At 71.3% G+C, this 23,159-nt stretch carries 26 protein-coding genes; 22 read left to right on the top strand and 4 right to left on the bottom strand.

The window, feature by feature from the left end:
- Positions 1 to 57 precede the first annotated feature (57 nt).
- The 4 genes from ACFY0I_RS38955 to ACFY0I_RS38940 all read left to right on the top strand — a co-directional run bounded on the left by ACFY0I_RS38955 (position 58) and on the right by ACFY0I_RS38940 (position 3,515).
- Positions 58 to 777 (top strand): ScbR family autoregulator-binding transcription factor, encoded by a 720-nt coding sequence (locus tag ACFY0I_RS38955; RefSeq protein ID WP_388904486.1) that lies wholly within the window; start codon positions 58 to 60, stop codon positions 775 to 777.
- Between the two features lie 102 nt (positions 778 to 879).
- Complete coding sequence (locus ACFY0I_RS38950; protein ID WP_388904484.1) at positions 880 to 1,701, top strand: BTAD domain-containing putative transcriptional regulator; 822 nt, start codon at positions 880 to 882, stop codon at positions 1,699 to 1,701.
- A 68-nt stretch (positions 1,702 to 1,769) separates the two neighbouring features.
- On the top strand, positions 1,770 to 2,966 hold the full coding sequence (locus ACFY0I_RS38945; RefSeq protein ID WP_388904482.1) for an epoxide hydrolase family protein: 1,197 nt from the start codon (positions 1,770 to 1,772) through the stop codon (positions 2,964 to 2,966).
- 42 nt (positions 2,967 to 3,008) lie between these two features.
- The gene (locus tag ACFY0I_RS38940) at positions 3,009 to 3,515 is read left to right on the top strand and encodes a DinB family protein (RefSeq protein ID WP_388904481.1); all 507 of its coding nucleotides are present in this window, start codon (positions 3,009 to 3,011) and stop codon (positions 3,513 to 3,515) included.
- A 31-nt stretch (positions 3,516 to 3,546) separates the two neighbouring features.
- On the opposite strand, the gene ACFY0I_RS38935 is transcribed toward ACFY0I_RS38940, so the two are convergent.
- Positions 3,547 to 4,089 carry a flavoprotein gene (locus tag ACFY0I_RS38935; RefSeq protein WP_388904479.1) on the bottom strand — a complete coding sequence of 181 codons (543 nt, stop codon included), beginning with the start codon at positions 4,087 to 4,089 and terminating at the stop codon, positions 3,547 to 3,549.
- 127 nt (positions 4,090 to 4,216) lie between these two features.
- Between ACFY0I_RS38935 and ACFY0I_RS38930 the strand changes: the two genes are divergently transcribed.
- Entirely contained in the window at positions 4,217 to 5,104 is an 888-nt protein-coding gene (locus ACFY0I_RS38930; protein WP_388904478.1) for an NAD(P)H-binding protein, read from the top strand.
- Between the two features lie 39 nt (positions 5,105 to 5,143).
- Positions 5,144 to 6,130: an AraC family transcriptional regulator gene (locus ACFY0I_RS38925; protein ID WP_388904476.1), complete on the top strand. Its 987-nt coding sequence runs from the start codon at positions 5,144 to 5,146 to the stop codon at positions 6,128 to 6,130.
- A 15-nt stretch (positions 6,131 to 6,145) separates the two neighbouring features.
- On the opposite strand, the gene ACFY0I_RS38920 is transcribed toward ACFY0I_RS38925, so the two are convergent.
- The gene (locus ACFY0I_RS38920; protein WP_388904474.1) at positions 6,146 to 6,619 is read right to left on the bottom strand and encodes a GNAT family N-acetyltransferase; all 474 of its coding nucleotides are present in this window, start codon (positions 6,617 to 6,619) and stop codon (positions 6,146 to 6,148) included.
- A 95-nt stretch (positions 6,620 to 6,714) separates the two neighbouring features.
- Between ACFY0I_RS38920 and ACFY0I_RS38915 the strand changes: the two genes are divergently transcribed.
- Positions 6,715 to 7,632 (top strand): NAD-dependent epimerase/dehydratase family protein, encoded by a 918-nt coding sequence (locus tag ACFY0I_RS38915; protein ID WP_388904472.1) that lies wholly within the window; start codon positions 6,715 to 6,717, stop codon positions 7,630 to 7,632.
- A gap of 22 nt (positions 7,633 to 7,654) precedes the next feature.
- Here ACFY0I_RS38915 and ACFY0I_RS38910 read toward each other — a convergent pair whose 3' ends face one another.
- Complete coding sequence (locus ACFY0I_RS38910) at positions 7,655 to 8,647, bottom strand: ScbA/BarX family gamma-butyrolactone biosynthesis protein (protein WP_388904470.1); 993 nt, start codon at positions 8,645 to 8,647, stop codon at positions 7,655 to 7,657.
- Positions 8,648 to 9,171: 524 nt separating this feature from the next.
- Here ACFY0I_RS38910 and ACFY0I_RS38905 point away from each other — a divergent pair.
- The 6 genes from ACFY0I_RS38905 (at position 9,172) to ACFY0I_RS38880 (ending at position 14,381) form a co-directional block, all read left to right on the top strand.
- Positions 9,172 to 9,831 (top strand): ScbR family autoregulator-binding transcription factor, encoded by a 660-nt coding sequence (locus tag ACFY0I_RS38905; RefSeq protein WP_388904469.1) that lies wholly within the window; start codon positions 9,172 to 9,174, stop codon positions 9,829 to 9,831.
- Between the two features lie 105 nt (positions 9,832 to 9,936).
- Positions 9,937 to 10,605 carry a ScbR family autoregulator-binding transcription factor gene (locus tag ACFY0I_RS38900; protein WP_388904467.1) on the top strand — a complete coding sequence of 223 codons (669 nt, stop codon included), beginning with the start codon at positions 9,937 to 9,939 and terminating at the stop codon, positions 10,603 to 10,605.
- A gap of 280 nt (positions 10,606 to 10,885) precedes the next feature.
- Entirely contained in the window at positions 10,886 to 11,707 is an 822-nt protein-coding gene (locus ACFY0I_RS38895) for a BTAD domain-containing putative transcriptional regulator (protein ID WP_388904521.1), read from the top strand.
- A gap of 348 nt (positions 11,708 to 12,055) precedes the next feature.
- The gene (locus ACFY0I_RS38890) at positions 12,056 to 12,877 is read left to right on the top strand and encodes a BTAD domain-containing putative transcriptional regulator (protein WP_388904466.1); all 822 of its coding nucleotides are present in this window, start codon (positions 12,056 to 12,058) and stop codon (positions 12,875 to 12,877) included.
- A gap of 144 nt (positions 12,878 to 13,021) precedes the next feature.
- Complete coding sequence (locus ACFY0I_RS38885; RefSeq protein WP_388904464.1) at positions 13,022 to 13,285, top strand: actinorhodin polyketide synthase; 264 nt, start codon at positions 13,022 to 13,024, stop codon at positions 13,283 to 13,285.
- Between the two features lie 130 nt (positions 13,286 to 13,415).
- Positions 13,416 to 14,381: an SRPBCC family protein gene (locus ACFY0I_RS38880; protein ID WP_388904462.1), complete on the top strand. Its 966-nt coding sequence runs from the start codon at positions 13,416 to 13,418 to the stop codon at positions 14,379 to 14,381.
- Positions 14,382 to 14,458: 77 nt separating this feature from the next.
- On the opposite strand, the gene ACFY0I_RS38875 is transcribed toward ACFY0I_RS38880, so the two are convergent.
- Positions 14,459 to 15,094, bottom strand: coding sequence for a ScbR family autoregulator-binding transcription factor (locus tag ACFY0I_RS38875; protein WP_388904460.1), 636 nt, complete (start codon positions 15,092 to 15,094; stop codon positions 14,459 to 14,461).
- Between the two features lie 229 nt (positions 15,095 to 15,323).
- Here ACFY0I_RS38875 and ACFY0I_RS38870 point away from each other — a divergent pair, with 229 nt between their 5' ends.
- The 9 genes from ACFY0I_RS38870 to ACFY0I_RS38830 form a co-directional block, all read left to right on the top strand.
- Positions 15,324 to 16,094: a response regulator transcription factor gene (locus ACFY0I_RS38870; protein ID WP_388904459.1), complete on the top strand. Its 771-nt coding sequence runs from the start codon at positions 15,324 to 15,326 to the stop codon at positions 16,092 to 16,094.
- A 110-nt stretch (positions 16,095 to 16,204) separates the two neighbouring features.
- Positions 16,205 to 17,047 (top strand): hypothetical protein, encoded by an 843-nt coding sequence (locus tag ACFY0I_RS38865; protein WP_388904458.1) that lies wholly within the window; start codon positions 16,205 to 16,207, stop codon positions 17,045 to 17,047.
- Between the two features lie 323 nt (positions 17,048 to 17,370).
- Entirely contained in the window at positions 17,371 to 18,840 is a 1,470-nt protein-coding gene (locus ACFY0I_RS38860; RefSeq protein WP_388904457.1) for an FAD-dependent monooxygenase, read from the top strand.
- A gap of 79 nt (positions 18,841 to 18,919) precedes the next feature.
- A complete protein-coding gene (locus tag ACFY0I_RS38855) occupies positions 18,920 to 19,567 on the top strand; it encodes a TetR/AcrR family transcriptional regulator C-terminal domain-containing protein (protein WP_388904456.1) in 648 nt (215 codons plus the stop codon).
- Positions 19,568 to 19,600: 33 nt separating this feature from the next.
- Positions 19,601 to 19,933, top strand: a complete 333-nt coding sequence (locus ACFY0I_RS38850; RefSeq protein WP_388904455.1) for a TcmI family type II polyketide cyclase — start codon at positions 19,601 to 19,603, stop codon at positions 19,931 to 19,933.
- 37 nt (positions 19,934 to 19,970) lie between these two features.
- Positions 19,971 to 21,239, top strand: a complete 1,269-nt coding sequence (locus ACFY0I_RS38845; RefSeq protein ID WP_388904454.1) for a beta-ketoacyl-[acyl-carrier-protein] synthase family protein — start codon at positions 19,971 to 19,973, stop codon at positions 21,237 to 21,239.
- Positions 21,236 to 22,453: a ketosynthase chain-length factor gene (locus ACFY0I_RS38840; RefSeq protein ID WP_388904453.1), complete on the top strand. Its 1,218-nt coding sequence runs from the start codon at positions 21,236 to 21,238 to the stop codon at positions 22,451 to 22,453. Before ACFY0I_RS38845 ends, ACFY0I_RS38840 begins: the two co-directional genes overlap by 4 nt.
- A gap of 101 nt (positions 22,454 to 22,554) precedes the next feature.
- Entirely contained in the window at positions 22,555 to 22,824 is a 270-nt protein-coding gene (locus ACFY0I_RS38835) for an acyl carrier protein (RefSeq protein WP_388904452.1), read from the top strand.
- A gap of 174 nt (positions 22,825 to 22,998) precedes the next feature.
- A partial coding sequence (locus ACFY0I_RS38830; RefSeq protein WP_388904519.1) for an SDR family NAD(P)-dependent oxidoreductase occupies positions 22,999 to 23,159 on the top strand: 161 nt, incomplete at its 3' end.

Here is a 23,159-nt window from a genome sequence, read left to right as displayed (position 1 = left end):
CGACCGCCGCCGGCACGGGGGGTGTGGACGCAGCGGGGGGCGGAAGGAGACGGAGCGGTGCAGGAGAGGTCGGAGCGGACCCGCAGGCGGTTGGTATGCGCCGGGGCCGAGATGTTCCACCGCAACGGATACGCCAACGCGACGCTCGGCGAGATCGCGGGCGCGGCCGGGGTGACGAAGGGGGCGTTGTACTTCCACTTCGCCTCCAAGGACGAGCTGGCCGACGCCGTGCAGCGGCGCGGATGCGGGCTGTTGCACGACGCGGTGCGCGGACTACGGGAGAACGGCGCCTCCCCCCTGCAGGCGCTGATCGACACGACGCACTGGTTGGCGCGGATGCTGCACGAGGATCCCGCGATCCCGGCGAGCTTCCGCATCACCAAGGAATGTGCGGGCCAGCACGTGAACGCGGTGGACTTCCACGATGCCTGGCTGAGCGTGGTGAGCGAACTGCTGCGCAAGGCCCGGGACGTCGGGGAACTGCCGGTGGACGAGCCGCCCGCCGGAGGCGACGACGCGATGCCGACCATGGACCGCTGGGAGAGCGCCGAAGCCCTGGTGGCCGCCGCGCTCTGCGGGATCGAGGTGCTGGCGGGAACCGGGCTCTCCCACGGGGAGCTCCAGCGCAAGGTGGCCGCCCTGTGGGGGCTGTTGCTGCCGAGCCTGGTGGGGGAACGGGGCGTCGGGGAGTACCGGACGGGAGCCGTCGGCGCGCACACCCGTGCGCCGGGGGCGGAGCGACGCCGTGAGTTCCAGGGGTCCGGCGCGCAGGCATGACTGCGGCCGTACGCGCGGCTGCGGCCATTGGGTGATTGTTTTCGCAGGTCGAAGTAGTCGGAAGCGATCGAGGCGACTCGACGGAGTACGGGAGGGGAAACCGTGAAGATTCAGGTTCTGGGTCCGTTGAGTGCCGAGGTCAACGGAGACTCGATCGTGCCGACGGCCGGCAAGCCGCGGCAGATCCTGGCGCTCCTGTCGCTGTACCCCGGGCGGGTCATGCCGGTGCCGACCCTCATGGAGGAGATCTGGGGGCAGAACCTGCCGCAGAGCGCGCTGACGACCCTGCAGACGTACGTCCTCCAACTGCGCCGCAGGCTCGGGACGGCCATGGGGCCGGGTCGGCCGGGGGCCGCGAAGGAAGTGCTCACGACACGGCACGGCGGATACCTGCTCCAGGTACCGCCCGAGTCCGTGGACGTGCACGGGTACGAGACGCTGGTCGTGCGCGGCCAGGCCGCGTTCGACGCCGGCGACGACGAGGGCTCGGCGGCGCTGCTGCGGGAGGCGCTCGCGCTGTGGCAGGGGCCCGCGCTGGTCGACGTACGGGTGGGACCGGTGCTGGAGATCGAGGTGCTGCGGCTGGAGGAGAGCCGGCTGGTCACGATGGAACGGCGCATCGACGTCGACCTGCGGCTGGGGCGGCACACCGAACTCCTCGCCGAGCTGACCGAGCTGACCGCGCGGCACCCGCAGCACGAGGGGATGCACTCCCAGATGATGGTCGCGCTGTACCGGTCCGGCCGGCAGGCGGCTGCTCTCGACGTGTTCCGCAGGCTGCGGCAGCGGCTCATCGGGGACCTGGGAGTCGAGCCGTCACCGCAGTTGCAGCGGCTGCACCAGGCGATCCTGGCGGTCGATCCGGCGCTGGACGTGGCGGCGGGACCGAAGCGCGGATCCACCTTCGACCTGTACGCGGCCTGACCGGGCCCCGGCACCGGCCGCCGCAGGGGGGCGACCGGTGCCGGGGCCCGGGGTGGCATCGTGGGGCCATGGAAGATCTTGGTGAGGCCCCCGTTCCGTTCCGGCTCGACGTGCCGCAGGAGGAGCTCGACGACCTCGCGGCGCGACTGCGCCGGGTGCGGTGGCCGGACGAACTCGACGGGGCCGGCTGGGACTACGGCATCCCGCTGGGGGAGACGCGCGAGCTCGTACGGTACTGGCGCGAGGAGTACGACTGGCGGGCCGCCGAGGCGCGGCTGAACGAATGGCCGCAGTTCACCACCGTCATCGACGGGGCCCGGGTGCACTTCGCGCACCTGCGTTCCCCCGAACCGGACGCCACGCCGCTGCTGATGACCCACGGCTGGCCCGGATCGTTCGTGGAGTTCCAGCGGGTCGCGGGCCCGCTGACGGATCCGCGGGCGCACGGCGGTGACCCGGCGGACGCCTTCCACCTGGTGCTGCCCAGCATCCCCGGCTTCACGCTGTCCGGGCCGACCACCGAACGGGGCTGGGAGTTCAAGCGGGTCGCACGGGCCTTCGCGGTGCTGATGGAACGGCTCGGGTACGGGACGTACGGGGTCCAGGGCGGCGACTGGGGAGCCGCGATCTCGCGCGAACTCGGCCGCCTCCGGCCCGAGCGGGTCATCGGCGTGCACCTGAACCTGCTGCCAGGAGCCGGCGCCACCGCCGAGCCCACGGAAGCGGAACTGTCCGGGCTGAGCCCCGCCGAACGGGAACGCACCCGGGCCTCCTGGGAGCGGTACCGCGTCTGGGCGAAGGAGCGGCAGGGCTACGCCGACATCCAGGCGACCCGGCCGCAGACCCTCGCCTATGCGCTGAACGACTCCCCGACGGGGCTGCTCGCCTGGATCGGCGAGAAGTTCGCCGAATGGAGCGACCCGCGGTGTCCCGTGGACCGGGACCTGATGCTCACCAACGTGATGCTGTACTGGCTCACCGGGACCGCCGGCTCGGCTGCCCGGATCTACTACGAGCGGGCGCACGCGGACTACTTCGGGCTGCCGCCCGAGGTGTCGACCACCCCGACCGCCCTCGCGGACTTCCCGCGGGACAACTTCGTCCCGCTGCGGCACGTGGCCGCGCGCACCGACTCCCTCGTGCGCTGGACCTCGTACGACCGGGGCGGGCACTTCCCCGCCATGGAGGTGCCGGAGCTGCTGGTCGGTGACGTCCGCGGTTTCTTCCGGGAGCTCGCCGCGGCCGGCAGGCCGTCCGGCATGTGAAATATGATGGGGGTGGGCTCGTACGGCTGTGATGATCACCCGATGAACGACGAGCAGCGGACCCGCCCCGTACTGACCGGTGACGAGCGGGAGACCCTCACCAGCGTCCTGCAGTGGCAGCGCGACACCCTGATGATGAAGTGCTCGGGACTGAGCGCCGAGCAGCTGCGGCGCAGGGCCGTGCCGCCGTCCGGGCTCAGCCTGCTCGGGCTGGTGCGCCACCTCGCGGAGGTCGAGCGCGGCTGGTTCCGCAACGTGGTGGGCGGCGAGGACGTGGGCGGCTACTTCCCGAAGAACGAGGCCGGGGAGCGGACGGAGTTCCACGTCGAGGACGCGGATCCGCAGGAGTCCTTCCGGATCTGGGAGGACACCTGCGAGCGCTCCCGGGCGATCGTCGCGAGCGCCGAATCCCTCGACGTGCAGGGCCGGTACGGAGATGAGGGGTACTCCCTGCGCTACGTCCTGGCGCACATGGTCGAGGAGTACGCCCGGCACAACGGGCACGCGGACCTGCTGCGCGAGGCGATCGACGGAACCACCGGCGAGTAGCCCCCGACGAACGGGGCGGGCCCGACGCCGGTCAGGCCGGCGCGGCGCCCGTCCGGTCCACGGCGTCGAGAGCCACCTGCCACGGGAAGTGCGGCGTGGCGTCGGGACCGGCCGGACCGGGCACGAACCCGCCCTCTCCGTACAGGACTTCGGCGCCCGCACCGCGCAGCACCGTCAGGGACTGCTCGAACTGCGGGTGCGCGGCGAGAGCGGCGTTCGTGCAGGGCATGGCCACCACCGGAACGCCCTTGCCGAGGGCTTCGGCGGCCACTCCCACGGTGAAGCGGTCGGTGAGGCCGAGTGCCCAGGCGTTGACCGAGTTGAAGGTCGCGGGCGCGAACAGCAGCGCGTCGGCGGCCGGCCACACGTCCGGCTCACCGGGCATCTTGTACTGCCAGCGGACCGGGTTGCCGGTCAGCGCGGCGAGGCCGTCGAGGCTGCCGGCCACCCACTGCGCCGCCGTCGGGGTCAGGCCGAGGCACACGTCCCAGCCGCGCGACTGGGCGTCCTCGATCACGTGGGCCACGTCGAAGACGGGCGGGGCGGCGGAACAGAACAGGTAGAGGGTCCTCATACGGTCATGTGATCACATTCCCTGCCTCCGGCTGACGTTGAGGGTCGAACGGGGGCATGGACGCACGCGTATGCGGGTGAGCTTTTCAACGATGTCGCGTCGCACGGCCCGGCGGTTGACTGAGGGCATGACGAAGAACGAGAACAAGAACGCGAACGAGAACGCGAACGAGAACGCGAACGAGAACGCGAACGAGAACGCGACGACGCAGAAGCTCACCCTGGTCATCGGCGGCACCGGCAAGACCGGTCGGCGGGTGGCGGAGAAACTGGCGCACCGGGGCCGGCCGGTCCGGATCGGGTCGCGCACCGCTGAGCCCGCCTTCGACTGGCACGAGCCCGCCACCTGGGGGCCGGCGCTGGAGGGTGTCGACCGGGTGTACGTCACCTACTACCCCGACCTGGCCTTTCCCGGCGCCGCCGAGCAGATCGGCGCGTTCGCCGAGCAGGCCGTGGCGGCCGGAGCCGGCCGGCTGGTGCTGCTGTCCGGGCGGGGCGAGGAGGCCGCCGAGCACAGCGAGCACCTGCTGAAGGCCTCCGGCGGGGACTGGACCGTCGTCCGCGCCAGCTGGTTCAACCAGAACTTCGACGAGAGCTTCTTCCTCGACCCCGTGCGGCACGGGGAGATCGCCCTGCCGACCGCCGACGCCGTCGAACCCTTCGTCGACGCAGACGACATCGCCGACGTGGTGGTGGCCGCGCTCACCGACGACCGGCACATCGGGAAGACGTACGAACTGTCCGGGCCGCGCCTGCTCACCTTCTCCGACATCGCCGCCGAACTGTCGAAGGTGACCGGCCGGGAGATCGCCTACGTGCCGGTGTCGGACGCGGACTACCGGGCGGTGCTGCGCGACCAGGGCCTGCCGGAGGACTTCGCCGACCTGTTCGCGCTGATCCTGGACGGACGCAACGCGCACCTGGTGCACGGAGTGGAGGAGGTGCTCGGTCGGCGGCCCAAGGACTTCGCGGACTACGCCCGCGAGGCGGCCGCCACCGGCGTCTGGAACGTCTGAGGGGGTCCGGGCGCCGCCCGGTACGAGGAGGATGGGGTCATGGACACGCTGACCGGACTGCTCGAAGGGCCCAAGGCCCGCGGTGCCTACCTGCAGAAGTCCGTCTTCAACCCGCCCTGGTCGCTGCGGGTCGAGGACCGGGCGCCGCTCTCGGTGATGACACCCGTACGCGGCACGGCCTGGCTGGTGCCCGACGAGGGCGAGCCGGTTCTCATCGGCCCCGGTGACGTGGCCGTCGTACGGGGCCCCGTGCCGTACACCGTGGCGGACGCCCCGGGCACCCCGGTGCAGGTCACCGTGGGCCCGGACCAGCGGTGCAGCACCGGGGACGGCGAGGACGTCACCGACACCATGGCGTTGGGGGTGCGCACCTGGGGGGCGCGGCCCGTCGACGCCGGATCGGTGGTCCTGCTGAGCGGCACCTACCAGGCGCCCGGCGAGATCGGCCGGCGGCTGCTGGGAGCACTGCCCACGGTGCTGGTCCGCCCCGCGGGCACCGCGGACGCCACCTTGATCACGCTGCTGGCCGCGGAGGTGTCCCGGGACGAGCCCGGTCAGGAGATCGTCCTCGACCGGCTGCTCGACCTGCTGCTGATCGGGGTCCTGCGGGCCTGGCTCGCCGCGCCCGGCTCGGGGGCGCCCGCCTGGTACCGGGCGCAGGGCGACCCCGTGGTGGGGTCGGCGCTGCGGCTGTTGCACGAGAACCCCGCGCACGGCTGGACGGTCGAGGAACTCGCCCGCAAGGCCGGGGTGTCGCGCGCCTCGATGGCCCGCCGCTTCACGCGGCTCGTCGGTGAGCCGCCGGTCGCCTATCTGACGGGCTGGCGCATCGCGCTGGCCGCCGACCTGCTGCGCGAGCCGGACGCCACGGTCGCGACGGTGGCCCGCCGGGTCGGCTACGGCACGCCGTTCGCGCTGTCGGCGGCCTTCAAGCGGGTACGGGGGGTCAGCCCGCAGGAGTACCGGGCCGGGGCGGCGCCGTCCTCCTCGGGGGTGGGGGTGGGACGCACCGTCGTGCTGCCGTAGGGCCCTTCGGGGCCCTCAGGGGAGGGGGAGGACGGCGACCGTCTGGTCGCCGCTGACCTCGCCCGTAGGTCGGAAGCCCAGGCCCAGGTAGAACGGCTCCGGGCTGCCCTGAGCGCGGCTCCAGCAGACGTGGGCCTCGGCCGCACCGCGCTCGCGCAGTTCCTTGAGGACGGCGCCCACCGCGAAGCGGCCGTATCCCTTGCCCTGGTGGTCGGCGGCGATGTTGAGCCGCCAGATGCCGGAACGCCGTTCGTCCGGGTCCTTCGCCGGATTCCACACGATGTCGACGAAGGCCATGACGAACCCGACGATGTCGTCGCCGTCGACGACGGCCCGCGGCCAGGCCACCGGTCCGTGGACGTACGCCTCCGCCAGCGACTTCACGACGGGGGAGACGAGGTGTTCCTGGGCCGGGGCGACGCGTACCGCGCACACCGCCTCGAAGTTCTCCTCCGTGACGGGCACCAGTCGCAGTGATGAGCTGATCATGTTCCAAGCGTACGGGCCGCTCACCGGGGCATAAACTGATCACGGACGACCATGGAACGGGCGGGAGGCAGCAGTTGACGCGGGAGCGGATCCTCGTGACGGGAAGCGCCGGCTTCGTCGGTTCGCACGTGACGGCCCTGCTGTCCGAGAACGGCGGCCCCGCGCTCCGGCTCCTGACCCACCACCGGAACCCACCCGTCGGCGCGGCCGGCGCCGAGGTCGTGACCGGCGACCTCACCGATCCCGCCTCCCTGCGCGGGATCTGCGAGGGCGTCACCACCGTCCTGCACCTCGCGGCCCGTATCGGGGGGACCGAGGAGGAGTGCCGGGCGGTCAACGTGGAAGGGACCCGCGCGCTGCTGGCGGAGGCCGCGCGGGCCGGGGTACGGCGCTTCGTTCAACTGGGCACCGCCGCCGTGTACCGGGACGTTCCGCACCGGGGCGAGGCCGAGGGACAGTTGGAGGAACGGCCTTCCTCCCCCACCAGCGTCACGCGGCTGGAGGGCGAGCGGCTGGTCCTCGCGGCGGGCGGAACCGTCCTGCGCCCGCACCTGGTCTACGGGCGCGGCGACATCTGGCTTGTTCCCGCTCTGGTGCAGCTGATGGACGCGCTGCCGAACTGGGTGGACGGCGGCCGTGCGCGCATCTCGATGATCTCCGCGGATGCGCTCGCGGGGGCCCTCGTGGCTCTGACCCGGCTGCCCGAGCTGCCCCGCGGGCAGGTGCTGCACGCGAGTCATCCGGAGCCGGTCACCTGTCGCGAGCTGATCACCACCGTGGGGCGGGCATTCGGAATCGCCCTGCCGGAAGGCGACGTCACCTTCGACGAGGCGCTGGAACGAACGGGGGCGGCCGGCGATCCGGCCACCCGGCGCAGGCTTTCCCTGCTGACCACCGACCACTGGTACGACAGCGGCGCGCTGTGGAAGCTGGTCGGTGCCGAACCGGGTCCGCGACTGACGGAGGGGTTCGGGGCGTACGCCTCCTGGTACCGGGAGCGGTTGGGGCTGTGAGCCGTGCGGGAGGCGGCTTCCGTCAGTGGTCCGCGACGGTACCGGTGACGGTGGCCTCGAAGGTCTTCACGTCGCCTTGGCGCCCGGTGACCTGGACCACGCGGACGTCGGGGTCCGACGAATGGGCGATCTCGGTCTCGATCCAGCAGGGGATCTCGAACTCGGCGTAGTTGTGGAAGAAGGTCTCGATGCCGGTGGGTCGGAACGGTTCCCCCTCCAGGACGCCGCAGGCCGCCTGACGGGCCGCCTCGATCAGCACCATGCCCGGCTGGTGGTCGTTGGGGTGCTCGAAGAGGACCGGGTGCCCGAAGTGGGGGTTGAGCAACCAGCGCCCCGGCCGGTCGCCGGGAGAGAGCACCACGTCGGTCGGGAAGACCCGGCCGGCGGATGCGGCGGGAATCGGGGCCGGGCGCGGCACGTCCCAGAGCGAGGACGAGGAGGCTGCCGCGTACGTGCCCCGCAGTCTTCGGTAGACCGCCGGTGAGACGCAGCTGAAGAGCCCCGTACCGGTGGCGGCGACACGGTTGCCGCGCCGGACGGTCACCTCGATGAACCCCGAGAAGCGGTTGCCCTGCCAGGCGAAGTCCCGGCAGACCACGATGAGCTCGAGGTCGCTCGGGTTGGCGCCGATGAGCAGCTCGGACGGCTCGGTCTTGAACCCGAGGCTCCAGACCAGGGCGTTGTGCGTCAGCGGCACGCCGTACTCCGCGTGGGCCAGCAGGAGTGCCGACTGACGGATGGTCTCCGCCGCCTGCACCGGGTCATGGCTGAGACCGTCGGAGGTCGTGAAGAAGCTGTGGGCGCGGGGCCACTGGGCGGTGACGCGGAAGACCTCGTCCCCGAGGCGTTCGTAGCCCGTCAGGAACACCTCGGCTATCGCGCTCCGGTGGACGTACTCCCGGGGGACGGTGCTCGTGAGCGGCTGGATGTCGTTGCAGCGCGTCGTCCACTGACCGCCCCCCGTACGCGGGTTGGACGGTGCGGCGATGTTGTTCTCGAACGTGAGCAGGGTCATGGACCTCTCCGCAGAGTCGAGGTGACGGATTGAACGAGCACTCTGAAGACGTAAGATACGTACTCTCCGGTTTTATTTGCAAGGAAAGAGAGCCTTCCGCTTATCGAACGCGCCCCCGCCGGACCGTCGGGAAGAGTCGCTCGACGAGGCGCACCGCTGCCCCGACTGTAGGCGCCACAGGCGCAACTGCGGGGTAGGAGGCCTACCAGAGGGGTCCGGAGGAGGGGGATGAAATGAGCCAAGCCCGCTCAAGAAAGAACCGACCGGGCGGTTGTTTCATTTGATCACTCTGGGTAATGATCTACCGAGGGGTTGATGTGGGCTTCCCGCATCCGTGGGAAACGCGCCCGCCATGTGCCGTTCGGGCTGCACTTGCATGAAGGCCCGCACGCGTAGGCGCTATGGTTTGCGGGTTGATAAAATACGGACCTTCTGGTTGGTTTCAATGGGGGGAGGGGGCCTCTAGGAGCCCGTCCGTAGTCACCCTTTGTATCGGAGGCATCGTGGCACGTCAGGAGCGTGCAGTGCGCACGCGTCGTGTGATCTTGGAAGCGGCAGCCGCCGTCTTCGACGAGCGGGGATACGAGGCCGCCACCATCGCTGACATCCTCGCCAAGGCCGGGGTCACCAAGGGCGCGCTGTACTTTCATTTCGCCTCGAAGCAGGAGCTCGCCCGCGGCATCCTCGACGAGCAGTACACCGAGGGGACCGTTCCTCCGCGCGAGGTCAAGCTCCAGGAGCTCTTCGACCTGGGCATGGTGCTGGCCTACCGGGTGCGCCACAACCCCATGCTCAGCGCCGGTACCAGGCTCTCCCTCGGGCCCGACATGCGTGAGATCTTCGGCGGAGGGTCCGTGCCCGGCTGGATCCAGGTGACCGAGGAAGTGATCCTGCAGGCCAAGGCGCAAGGGGAGCTTCTTCCCCACGTGAACACCGCGGAAGCGGCCTGGGCCCTGTCCGCCGGCTGGGCGGGGGTGCAGATCTACTCGCAGACCATGACCGACCGCGCCGACATCGAGTACCGGGTCTCGGTCTTCTATCAGCACTTCTACCCCAGCATCGCGGTCCCCGCAGTGCTCGCCCGGCTGGATCTGTCGCCGGACCGCGGGTCGCAGGTGGCGGCCGAGATCAGGGTTCTCGACGCGGCTGCGGCCGACGCCGCGCCGGAGCCCGCCCGGACCTGAGCCGCGCTCGAGCGCGGCTCAGACTTCCTTCGACGATCACCACACACCATGGGCGGACATTCGTGGTCCCCGGCAAACCGCTAGGGCGGTTTGTGGGAGTCCCTCATGGTCAAGCAGGAACGTGCAGCCCGTACGCGAGACACTCTGGTCCGTGCCGCCGCCGAGGTGTTCGCCGAGGAGGGCTTCGGCACGGCCTCCATCTCGGCCATCAGCAAGCGCGCCGGCGTCAGTACCGGCGGGCTGCACTTCCACTTCGGCAGCAAGGGCGCGCTGGCAGAAGCCGTGGCCGAGCGGGCGTCGGAGAAGCTGCGCGCCATCACGGTGTCCCGACGCTCCGGCGGCGACGTCCTCCAGGTACTGATCGATTCCAGCCATGATCTGATGGCGCTGCTGGAGCGGGATCCCGTGGTCAGCGCCGGGTTCGGGCTGTCCGCGGGCGGCGGGGTGGCTCCTGCGGCCGTCCGCGCCGGCGGGGCCGGGTGGGACTTGCGCACCCAGTGGCAGCGGTGGGTCGAGGCCACGTTCCGCGCCGCCGACCGGGAGGGCCTGCTGGCGGACGGGGTGTCCCCGCAGGCGGCGGCCGCCGCCGTGGTGGCGGCGATGGTCGGTTTCGGGGTCCTCGGGGCCGGCGGGTTCCCCCGCGTCGGTCCCTCCTCGCTCACCCGCTACTGGGCCCTGATGCTGCCGCGGCTCGCCGCACCCGGTTCGCTCGACGAGCTGGAGCCGGGTGGTTCGGGCGCTCCCCGTGGCCCCGTGGCCCGTAGATCAAGTTGATCCATCGACCGGACCAGATGGTTGGTTCTGGCGGCCCGAATCCCCTCGGAGAACCCTCCGAGGGGATTTTTTTCTGTGGCTCCTGAGGCCTCGAAGACCGCTTCGCGGCCCCTGTCGAGCATGGAATTCGCAGGTCAGAGGCAGTGTGGGGGGTCGTGTCCGTCGATTGTGCGAGAGAAACGGCATAGCCGGTTTGGTATTGACAAACCGGCTCAGCTGTTTTTTGCTCATTCCAGCGAAAGTCAAGGGCTCATCCATGGACGAAGCAGGGGAGTACGACGTGGACATCGATGTACTGGGTGCACTGGCCGTGCGGGAGAACGGGACCTCCATCACGCCGACCGCCGCCAAGCCGCGTCAGGTGCTGGCCCTCCTGGCCCTCCATGCTGATCAGGTCGTGCCGGTCTCGGCGTTGATCGAGGAACTGTGGGGCGCCGAACCGCCGCGCAGCGCCCGCACCACCCTGCAGACGTACGTCCTCCAGCTCCGCTCCCTCATCGCCACGGCGCTCAAGGACACCGACGGCAGCCGGACCCCCAAGGACGTGCTCGTCACCCTGCCCGGCGGCTACATGCTCAACAGCGCCGGCGGCACCAGCGATGTCCGCGAATTCGACCGGCTGGCCGGATTGGGCTACCGGGCGATGGACGCGGGCGACGCGGCCGGTGCGGCGCGGTTGCTGCGCGAGGCCCTCTCCCTGTGGTCGGGGCCGGCCTTCGCCGACGTCCACGGCGGCGTGCAGCTCGACATGGAGACGCGCCGGTTGGAGGAGACCCGCCTGTGCGCCCTCGACCAGCGCATCGAGGCCGACCTCAAGCTCGGCCGACACCGGGAACTGCTCGCCGAGTTGACGGTCCTGGCCAGCCGCTACCGCATCCACGAGAACCTGCACGGTCAGTTCATGCTCGCCCTGCACCGCTCCGGCCGTCGCGGCGAGGCCCTCAGCGTCTACCAGCGGCTGCGCGCCACGCTCGTGCGCGAGCTCGGCATCGAGCCGTCCGCCGCCCTGCGAAGCCTCCAGCGGTCGATCCTGATGACCGGTCCCGAAAACCCGGCCGCGGTCCCGGCGGCAGCCCGAAAGCGGCTGGCGCAGGTGGGGTGATTCACCAGGAGAATCACCAGGGGAATCAGCGGGAGAAGAGCGCGGCCCGCATGATTGTGCAGATACCTTTCGAAACTCTCCGGAAGGCTCGGAGAAAAGGCTTGGCAGGGCAATTATCAACTTTTTCCGGAAGCGGTCCCACCAGTTGTTCAGCCTCGTCAGTGGGGATGGGTGGAGTCAACCGGAATCATGTGCACGAAATCCGTCGGATGTTCGTCCGCTGCGGAGCCCTGCTCGATGTCGGCTTGAGATTTCGATGATGCGGCGGTGGGACGACATACCGTCATGCCGGTCGAATGCTGAAAACCGAGAGTGCGTCGACGAAATACGGAGGGGAGACGGGAGACCGTGAAGATTCAGGTTCTGGGTCCGTTGAGTGCCGAGGTCAACGGGGCATCGATCGTTCCCACGGCGGGCAAGCCGCGTCAGATCCTGGCGCTTCTCGCGCTCTACCCGGGCCGGGTGATGCCCGTGCCGACGCTCATGGAGGAGATCTGGGGGACCAAGCTGCCCGACAGCGCCCTCACCACCCTGCAGACGTACATCCTCCAGCTCCGCCGCCGGCTGGGCACCGCGATGGGGCCGGGCGCCCCGGGCACGGCCAAGGACGTGCTCGCCACCCGGCACGGCGGCTACCTGCTCCAGATCCCGCCGGAGTCCGTGGACGTCCACGCGTACGACACCCTCGTCGCCGGCGGCCAGCAGGCCTTCGACGACGGTGACGACGAACGCGCGGCGGACCTGCTGCGCAAGGCGCTCGCCCTGTGGCAGGGTCCCGCCCTGGTCGACGTACGGGTGGGGCCGATCCTGGAGATCGAGGTGTTGCGGCTCGCGGAGAGTCGCCTCGTCACGACCGAGCGGCGCATCGACGTCGACCTCAGGCTCGGCCGGCACAGCGAACTCCTCGCCGAACTGACCGAGTTGATGGCCCGCAACCCGCAGCACGAGGGCCTCCACTCGCAGGCGATGGTCGCCCTGTACCGTTCGGGGCGCCAGGCCACCGCGCTGGACGTGTACCGCCGGCTCCGGGCCCGGCTGATCGGCGAGCTCGGGGTCGAGCCCTCGCAGCAACTCCAGCGCCTGCACCAGGCGATGCTGCGCGTCGACCCGGCGCTGGACGTGGCGGCCGGACCGCGCCGCAGCTCGACCTTCGACCTCTACGCGGCCTGAGCGGTCGTTCCGGACGGGCGGGGGCGGGCCGCGAAGCTCCAGCGGTGCTGTGCCCGCGATTGAGGAACCCTCCACCGGGCCCCGCCAGGCTCGCGGCGCGCCGGTATGCGCACCCGCACCGGCGGACGAGGAGAAGGGCAAGCCATGGACCGGCTGGAACTCACCGATCTGACCCGCATCCTGCGGGTTTGGGGAGGCGAGGACGAGTGCGTCGAGCTGAACGAGGAAGTCCAGGACCTCTACTGGGAAGAGCTGGGCTACGACAGCCTCTGTGTCCTCCAGACCACCGGCTCGGTGGAGCGGCGCTTCGACGTCCTCCTCGACGGGGAACTCCTCGAACTGGCCGACACCCCTCGCCGGTTCCTCGCCCTGGTCAACGCCGTGCTGAGCAGCCGGGCGGGAGTCTGACCGGCGTCGGCCCGCTCCCGCGGCGGCACGAGGAGCGCTGCGCCCGGCTCCTGCGGGGCTCCACCCGCGCTCGACGCGGGATCCGGCGAACGAGGACATGCTCTGCGTCAAGCGTTGAGAGAGGTGTCTGATGTCTGTCGAGCGAGCACACCGGATGTCACACGCGGTCGACGCGGCCGCGCCCGCCGCAGTCCTGTACGCGCTGGTGGCCGACACCACCCAGTGGCCGCTGTTCCTACCGGACAGCATTCACGTGGAACGTCTCGACTTCGACGGGACCACGGACCGCCACTACCAGTGGGCCTTCGTCGACGGGACCCCGCAGCCGTCGCTGTGGCGCCGCACCCTGGACGCGCGGAGGCGGCGCGTCGAATTCCGCGAGGAGCGGTCCGGGGGACCCGTCACCACGACGGGCGGGAGCTGGAGCGTGGAGGAACTCGCCCCCGGCTGGTCCCGGCTGACATGGGAACAGGACGTGATCGTCACCGCCGAGCGGCCGGCGGACGCCGAGCGGCTGCTGGCGTCCGCCCGGGCGGGCGGGTGTACGGCCCTGAACCGGCTGCGGACCGCGGCGGAGGGCTGGCGGCGCCTGGACGGGACGGCCCTCTCCTTCGAGGAGTCCGTACGCGTCCAGGGACCGGCGGAACCGGTCTACGAGTTCCTGTACGGGGTGGCCTCCTGGCCCGGCCGGGTGCCGCACGTCGTACGCGCCGAGGTGACCGAGGACAGCCCCGGCGTCCAGCGCACCACGCTGGTCAACCTGGCCGGTGACGGAGCCGCCTACACGACCGAGTCCGTGCGGGTGTGCTTCCCGGCGGCCGGGCGGATCCTCTTCAAACAGCTCCGCCCGCACGCCCTGCTGAGCGCGCACACCGGCGAATGGTCGGTGGAGCCCGACGCGACCGGAGTCACCGTGGTCGCCCGGCACGACGTCCTGTTGGACGAGCGGGCGGTGGAGCGGGTGCTCGGCCCGGACGCGGACCTCGCGCGGGCCCGCCGGTACGTCCGCGAGGCGCTCGGCGCCGAGAGCAGGGCCACGCTCGGCCCGGCCCAACAGCACGCCCGGGAATCGGTCAGGTCGCTGCGGTCGGTCTGACGTACGCGCGGCCCCGGTGTTCCCGCCGGGGCCGTCGCGTTCCCGATCCGGTCCCGTGCGTCACCGGGACGGGTCCGTCAGCACGCCCGGCAGCCGGCGCCCGGGGCGTCGCGGGCGGGACGGGCGCCGGTCAGGTCGGTGGGGGCCGCCAGGCACGGCATGACCACCCGCCAGAAGCCGGTCACGGTCCGGTGGGCGAGCCACCGCGGGTCGTCCCGGCCCAGCACCGCGAATCCGTAGGTCGCGGCGACCACCGTGGACGCCGCGCTCAGGTCCGAGACGCCGGGGATCAGCTCGCCCTCCTCCTGGGCCTCGGCCAGCAACCGGCGGACGTACGCGTGCCAATCGCCGAGCAGGGTGAGGGCCGGGGCGTACGCGGGTTCCCGGGCGAGCTGGAGGCCGGTCCGCGCCACCACGTCGCGCAGGAGCACCCCGGCCAGGGCGTGCGTGCTGTCGGCCAGAGCCTGTAGGGCCGAGGTCCGCTGTGCGTACACCTCGTGAGCGGTGGTGCGCAGGATCCGGGCGGCCGCGGTCTCGACGGCCGCACCCACCGCCGTCTTGTTCTCGAAGTGGAAATGCAGGGCACCCGGGCTCACTCCGGCTCCGGCACTGATCATGCTCAGCGTCGCGTCCGCGTACCCGCGCTGCCCGAACACCGTAGCCGCTGATTCGATCAGCGCCCGGCGGGTTCGGACAGCGCGTTCTTGTCTCATCACGCATTGCTCCTGTATCGGATTCCCACCCACATTAAACCGCCCCGTTGGTATTACACACCATGGTGGAGGGTCGATTCGGTCGAGGTAGTAGGGATTTCGGTCAGTCATTGGTCCGTTTTGGAATGAATGTCAGGCAGGTGGCGGGTGCTTACGGCCTTTGACAAACCGACGAAGCGGTTTGTATCTTCTTGACGTTGGCTCAACCGAGCTTGAGGGAGGGGGGCAGATGAACCAGCGTTCCTACGCTGTGCTGGAACCTCACACAGCCGCTGCGGGAGTGAACAGCGGGTTCTCGCTTGCGGAGGGCTTGAGAGCGCCACAGAGCACTCAGGTCCAGTCGGCGCTGTGGCGGATCCTCATCGTCGAGAGCGACGCCGTCGAGGCCGAGACATTGGCCCGCGGTCTGCGCCGCCACGGACACGAGGTCGACATCGTCGCCACCGGCAGTGAGGCGCTGCGCAGCTACGCCGACGCCGACCTGGTGCTCCTCGACCTCGAACTGCCCGACCTGGACGGTTTGGAGGTCTGCCGGGGCATCCGTTCCGCACACGAGATCCCCGTGATCGCCGTCACCGCCAGGGGCAGCGAGCTGGACCGGGTCCTGGGCCTGCAGGCCGGCGCGGACGACTATCTGGCCAAGCCGTACGGATTCCGGGAACTGATGGCCCGGATGGAGGCGGTCATGCGCCGGTCGCGGCCGGCCAGGCCCGTCGCCGCCACCATCACCTGCGGGCCGCTGCGGATCGACGCGGGGACGCGGCAGGTGACCCTGAACGGGGAGCCGGTCGAGACCACCCGCAAGGAATTCGACATGCTCTACCTCCTGGCCTCCCATCCCGAAACCGTCATCCCCCGCAAGATGCTGATGCAGCAGGTCTGGGGTGACTCCTGGTCCCGCCGCACCGTCGACACGCACGTCAGCACGTTGCGCAACAAGATCGGGGCCGGCTGGATCATCACGATCCGCGGAGTCGGCTTCCGCTTCGGCCAAGGCTGAGCCGGGCACCGGTCCCGGCCGACCGGGACGGGCCGGTCACCACGAGCACGATGACCCCGCGCTCCGCGGAGGCGACGAACGACCGAGGCGAGCCCCTGGGAGGGACGGACATGACGGTGACGGCCCTGTGTCACGGGGAGGGCTGCCGCGGCGACGGGCGCGCCCGACGGCGCACGGCCCCGGGCAGCCGGCTGTGCCGGGCCTGTCGGGAGCACTTCGGCGCGGGCCTCGCGGAACTGGCGCACCTCTACGAGGAGTGCGGGCGGATCCTCGGCGGCGCGGCCCCGGGCAGCCTGCGCGAACGCACCACCGGCGGTGACTTCCCCGGACTCCCCTTCAACGCCGGCGCGGCCGACGTGCGCGCCCGGATGGTGTCCGTACTCGGTTCCTGGAGCGGCCTCGTCGTGCAGGAGCGGGGCTTCGCCTCCCCACCACGCACCGTCGCGGCGCTCGCGGCCTTCCTCATCCGCAACGCCGACTGGCTCGCCGCCCATCCGGCCGCCGCCGAGGCCAGCGAGGAAATGGCCCGGCTGGTCCGGGCGGGACGCCGCGCGGCCTTCCCCGACCCGACGCGCACCGTCCGGCTCGGCACCTGCCCCGAGGCCGGCTGCTCGGGCGGGCTCTCCCTCGCCGTACGCGACGGGAGCCGGGCGGAGGGGCCGTCGATCGTGTGTGACGCCGCACCGGACCACCGCTGGGGGAGCGAACGGTGGAGCGAGCTGAGCCGCTCCATGGAGAACGGGGCAGCGGCCGGCGCCGGCGCACCGGTGGCCGTCCCCACCGAACGCTGGCTGGCCGCCGCGGACATCGCGCGGTTGTGGCACGCGCCCGTGGGGACCGTCTACCGGCTGGCGAGCGAGGAGGGCTGGCGCAGGCGCAACCGCTCGGGGCGCACGTACTACAGCGAGACCGACGTCCGTGCCTGCTTCAGCCGTCGGGCCGCACGCCGCTGACTCCTCCCACCCACCATCGCGCGCGGACTTCGCCGCCGTCGCGCGCACTCCCGAACGGTCTTCCGCGCCGACCACCGCGCACTCCCGAACGGCCTCCCGCGCCGCCCCCGCCCCGACCGCCGCCGCGGCATCGTGCGGGGTTCGGACGGCGTCGTCTGACGCGCGCTTGACCTTCGCTTGGCCGCCCTCCGACGCAGCGGACCGCCGCTTGTGGAACCTGACCGAGTCCTGAATCCGCCGCCATTGAATGCCCTCTCGTCTCCGAAGAACCTTGTAGTCAAGATCCGGTGCACTGTCCCCGGAGGCGAATTCGAGGAGACCTGATGGACGCCCCTGTGATCGTCGTCGGCGCGGGCCCGGCGGGCATGATGCTCGCCGGTGAACTGCGGCTGGCGGGAGTCGCCGTCGTCGTCCTGGAACGCCTGGAACGGCGTACGGGCGAATCACGCGGCCTCGGCTTCACCGCGCGCACGCTGGAGACCTTCGACCAGCGCGGCATCCTGGCGCGCTTCGGCGACGTCGAGACGAGCACGCTCGGGCACTTCGGCGGCCTTCCTCTGGACTTCGGGGTGCTCGACGGCGCCTGTCAGGCGGCGAAGAGCGTGCCGCAGTCCGTCACCGAGACCCACCTGGAGGACTGGGCCACCGGCCTGGGCGCCGACATCCGTCGGGGCCACGAGGTCGTCTCCGTCCACGACGACGGGGACGGCGTCGATGTCGTCGTGGACGGTCCCGCCGGCCGGCACACCCTGCGCGCGGCCTACCTGGTGGGCTGCGACGGCGGCCGCAGCACCATCCGGAAGGCGGCCGGCTTCGACTTCCCCGGCACGGCGGCCACCATGGAGATGTACCTCGCCGACATCAAGGGCATCGAACTCAAGCCCCGCATGATCGGCGAGACCCTGCCGGGCGGCATGGTGATGGTGGGTCCGCTCCCCGGCGGCACCACCCGCATCGTGGTCTGCGAGCGGGGCACACCGCCGCGCCGGCGCGAGAGCCCGCCCTCCTTCGACGAGGTCGCCGCCGCCTGGCAACGGCTGACCGGGGAGGACATATCGGCCGCCGAGCCGGTGTGGGTGAGCGCCTTCGGCGACGCGACCCGGCAGGTCACCGAGTACCGGCGCGGCCGGGTGATCCTGGCCGGCGACTCCGCCCACATCCACCTGCCCGCCGGGGGCCAGGGCATGAACACCGGCATCCAGGACTCGGTCAACCTCGGCTGGAAGCTCGCCGCGGTGGTGCGGGGCACGGCCCCGTCGAGCCTGCTCGACACCTACCACGCCGAACGGCACGCGGTCGGCAGGCGGCTGCTGATGAACACCCGGGCCCAGGGACTGCTCTTCCTGAGCGGCGCCGAGGTGCAACCCCTGCGGGACGCGCTGCGCGAGCTGATGGCGTACGACGACGTGGCACGCCACCTCGCGGCCATGGTGAGCGGGCTGGAGATCGTCTACGACGTGGGCAGGGGAAGCCACCCGCTCCTCGGTCGGCGCCTGCCGCGCCTGGAGCTGACGACCGGCGCGGGCGGTCGGACCTCCAGTGCCGAACTGCTGCACCCCGCCCGCGGCGTGCTGCTCGATCTGAACGACAACCCGCAGGTCCGTCGACGTGCGGCGGCCTGGGCCGACCGGGTCGACATCGTCACCGTCGAACCGTCCCCGGGATCCGCACCCGAGGACCTCGCGGACACCGCCGCCCTCCTGGTGCGGCCGGACGGCTACGTGGCATGGGCGGCCCCGGGCAGCCACCACGACCTGCCGATGGCACTCGAACGTTGGTTCGGTGCCGCTTGATCCGCTGCCCGACCCGATCACCGGCAGGCCGCCCCCGCGGCCGTCGCCGTGCGAGCACGTCACGAGGAGGAACACCCGCATGACAACGCCACGGGCAACGATGGAGCGCTCACCGGCCGGGTCGGCCGAAGAGCGCCGGGGCATCGTCCGCGCCGCACGGACGGTGTTGGCCGCCGAAGGATGGACACGTTGCACCCGTGAGGCGACGGCCCAGGAGGCGGGACTCCCGACGGACACGGTGGAACGGCACTTCCCCGACCAGGAGGAACTGCTGCTGAGCGTCCTCCTGGACAGTTCCGCTTCCGTCGCCACCGCGCTCGCGGCCGTCGCCGAGAGCCACCTCGAAGAGATCACCGACCTGGAACAGGGGCTCGCCGCACTCGGCAGGGCGTGGCTGGCGCCGCTGGAGGCGTTCCGCGAGCACTTCGCCATCGTGCGACACGTCAGCGCCGAGGTCACCCGGCTGCCGATCGAGGCCGTCGAGAAGTGGCAGGCCACCGGGCCCCGCAAGGCCCGCCAGGAGCTGGCCCTGCGCCTGCGGCGGGTCGCCGCCCGGGGTCTGCTCGACATCGCCGACGCCGATCAGGCGGCGGAACGTTTCATCCTGCTGGTCCCCTCCGGCGTCGTCCAGCGCTCCTTCCTCGGCGCGCTGCCCCTGGCGAAAGCCGAGTCCGACGCCCTCATCGCCGACGGTGTGGCGGACTTCATCCGCCTGTACCGGCCCTGATCCCACGCCCCGTTCGAGGAAGAGAGACACCCGATGCAGCACAGCAATCTGATCGTGGCCCGCATGGACCACATGTCGAGTGACCAAGTGGCGCAACTCTTCACCGAGTTCGACAAGACCGACATGCCGGAGCGCATGGGGACCCTGCGGCGCCGACTGTTCATGTACAAGGGCCTCTACTTCCACCTCCAGGACTTCGCCCAGGACGACGGCGGCGAGCGCATCCAGGAATCCCGCACCGACCCGCGCTTCATGAAGATCAGCCACGACCTGCTCCCGTTCATCCAGCCCTACGACCCGGCGACCTGGCGCAGCCCCGCCGACGCCATGGCCACCCGCTTCTACGACTGGACGGCGTCGGAATGACGTACGTCGACGCGGACACGAGGGGAGGGCCGTGCAGGTGGCTCGACGGGTAGTGATCACAGGGCTCGGGGTGCTGGCACCGGGCGGCATCGGGACGGGGAACTTCTGGAACCTGCTCAGCTCGGGGCGTACCGCGACGCGCGGGATCACCCTTTTCGACCCCTCCTCGTTCCGCTCCCAGGTGGCGGCCGAGGTCGACTTCGAGCCCGGACTCCACGGGCTGACCGCCGACGAGGCCGGCCGCATGGACCGTGCCGCCCAGTTCGCCGTCGTCTCGGCGCGCGAGGCGCTCGCCGACAGCGGCCTCGACCTCGCCGGATTCGACCCGTACCGCACGGGTGTCGGCATCGGCACCGGCGTCGGGGCCGTGGGCAGCCTCGACAGGGCCTACCGCACGGCCAGTGACGGCGGACGGCTCGCCGTGGTCGACCACACGGCCGTGCCGGCAGCCCTGTACGACCACTTCGTACCGAGCTCCTTCGCGACCGAAGTGGCCTGGGCGGTCGGTGCGGAGGGACCGGCCACGGTCGTCTCCACCGGCTGTACCTCCGGGATCGACTCCGTCGCCCACGCGGTCGACCTGATCCGCGAGGGCAGCGCCGACATCATGATCACCGGTGCGACGGACGCCCCGATCTCCCCGATCACCCTCGCCTGCTTCGACGCGATCAAGGCGACGACCTCGCTCAACGACGAACCGGAGACGGCTTCCCGGCCCTTCGACGTCTCCCGCAAGGGCTTCGTCCTGGGCGAGGGTTCCGCCGTCTTCGTCCTGGAGGAACTGGAGAGCGCCCGCCGCCGCGGTGCGCACGTGTACGCCGAGATCGCCGGCTACGCCTCGCGGTCCAGCGCCTTCCACATGACCGGCCTGCGTCCCGACGGCCGAGAGATGGCCGAAGCCATCACGGTGGCGCTGGACGAGGCGCGGCTGAACCCCGAGGACGTCGACTACGTCAACGCGCACGGCTCCGGAACCAAGCAGAACGACCGGCACGAGACGGCCGCCTACCGGCTGGCCCTGGGCCGACACGCCTACGCGACCCCGGTGAGCTCCGTCAAATCGATGATCGGGCACTCGCTGGGGTCGGTCGGCTCCATCGAGATCGCCGCCTCGGTGCTGGCCATGGAGCACCACGTCGTGCCGCCCACGGCGAACCTGCACACCGCCGATCCGGAGTGCGACCTCGACTACGTCCCGCTCACCGCGCGCGAGCACCGGACCGACACCGTCCTCACGGTCAGCAGCGGATTCGGCGGGTTCCAGAGCGCGATGGTGCTGGCCAGGCCCGACAGGAGGACCGCATGAGCGCCAGGACCCTGGTCACCGGCATCGGTGTGGCAGCCCCCAACGGGCTCGGGGTGGAGGACTTCTGGGCCGCGACCCGCGTGGGCAAGAACGCCATCGGGCCCGTCACCCGCTTCGACGTCGCCTCCTACCCGTCGCGGCTGGCCGGCGAGATCCGGGGCTTCGACGCCAAGGAGCACCTGCCGGGGCGGCTCGTGCCGCAGACCGACCGGGTCACGCAGCTCGCCCTCGTCGCCGCCGACTGCGCGTTCGCCGATGCCGGCCTGCGACCGGGCGACATGGACACGTACGACATGGGCGTGGTCACCGCCTCCTCCTCCGGAGGAATCGAGTTCGGGCAGAACGAGCTCCGCAACCTGTGGAGCCGGGGCGCCCGACACGTCAGCGCCTACCAGTCCTTCGCCTGGTTCCACGCGGTCAACAGCGGACAGATCTCCATCCGCAACGAACTGCGCGGCCCCGCCGGAGTCCTCGTCAGCGATCAGGCGGGCGGCCTCGACGCCCTCGCCCAGGCCCGGCGCCAGATCCGCAAGGGCAGCCGGCTGATGGCCACCGGCGGTTTCGACGCCTCCATCTGCTCCTGGGGATGGGCCGCGCGGCTCGCCGACGGCCTGCTGTCCGAGTCCGACCTGCCGGAGCGCGCCTACCTGCCCTTCGACGAGGACGCCGCCGGCCAAGTGCCCGGAGAGGGCGGTGCCCTGCTCGTCCTGGAGGACGAGCAGGGAGCGCGCGCCCGCGGCGCGCGCACCGTCTACGCGGAGTTCGCGGGCTACGGAGCGACGCTCGATCCCCGCCCCGGCAGCGGACGCGAGCCCGGCCTGCGCCGTGCCGTCGACGCCGCGCTCACGGACGCGGACTGCCACCCGGCCGAGGTCGACGTCGTGTTCGCCGACGCGGCGGGCACCAAGCGGCTGGACCGCGAGGAGGCGGACGCCATCACGGCCGTCTTCGGCCCGCGCGGGGTCCCGGTCACCGCGCCCAAGACGATGACCGGCCGGCTGGGCGCGGGCGCCGCGCCGGTGGACGTCGTCTCGGCGGTGCTCGCCATGCGCGAGGGCCTGATCCCACCGACCACGAACGTGGAGCTGTCACCCGCGTACGACCTCGACCTGGTGGCCGCACGCCCCCGGACCGCGTCGGTCCGTACCGCCCTCGTCCTCGCCCGCGGCCGCGGCGGATTCAACTCCGCGGTCGTCCTGCGCGCCGTCGACTGACGGCCCTCGGCCGTCGCCCACGAGCGTCACCCACGGGCGGCGGACACCCCCATGCCCCGCAGCCGAAATTCCCGGCTGCGGAAACCGATGAAGGGATCACCGTGTCCAAGAACGAATTCACCTTCGACGACCTCAAGCGCATCCTCCTGGAAGGCGCCGGCGCGGACGAGGAGGTCGACCTCGACGGCGATGTCCTCGACCGGGACTTCGACTCCTTGGGCTACGAGTCGCTGGCCCTGCTGGAGACCGGCGGCCGCATCGAGCGGGAGTTCGGCATCACGCTCGACGACGACGTCTTCAGCGACAACAACACGCCGCGTGCGCTCGTCGCCGCCATCAACGAGAGCCTCAAGGCACTCGTAGACGCCTAGGTCGTGGTGTCGCCCTCCCCTCCGGCCTGCGGACGGCCGCCCTCGGGGCGGCCGGCACCACCGTGAGGGCGCTCCCCGGGCCGGGCCGGCCCGATGCACCGTGGTGGCCGCCGCCGACTCCGAGGCGGCGGCCACCATTTCCCCCCGTTCCCCCTGCTTTTGGAGAAGAGACACATGTCGGATCAGGACAAGAGGGTCGCCGTCATCACGGGTGCCACCAGCGGGATCGGCCTGGCATCCGCCCGGCTCCTTGCGGGTCAGGGGCACCGGGTGTTCATCGGTGCGCGCAGTGCCGATGCCGTCGCCGAGACCGTCAAGCAGTTGCAGGACGAGGG

Source organism: Streptomyces sp. NPDC001568, assembly GCF_042893755.1.
GTDB lineage: Bacteria > Actinomycetota > Actinomycetes > Streptomycetales > Streptomycetaceae > Streptomyces.
The sequence above is the reverse complement of the archived record's forward strand: the minus strand, read 5'-3'. Positions and strand labels throughout refer to the sequence as shown.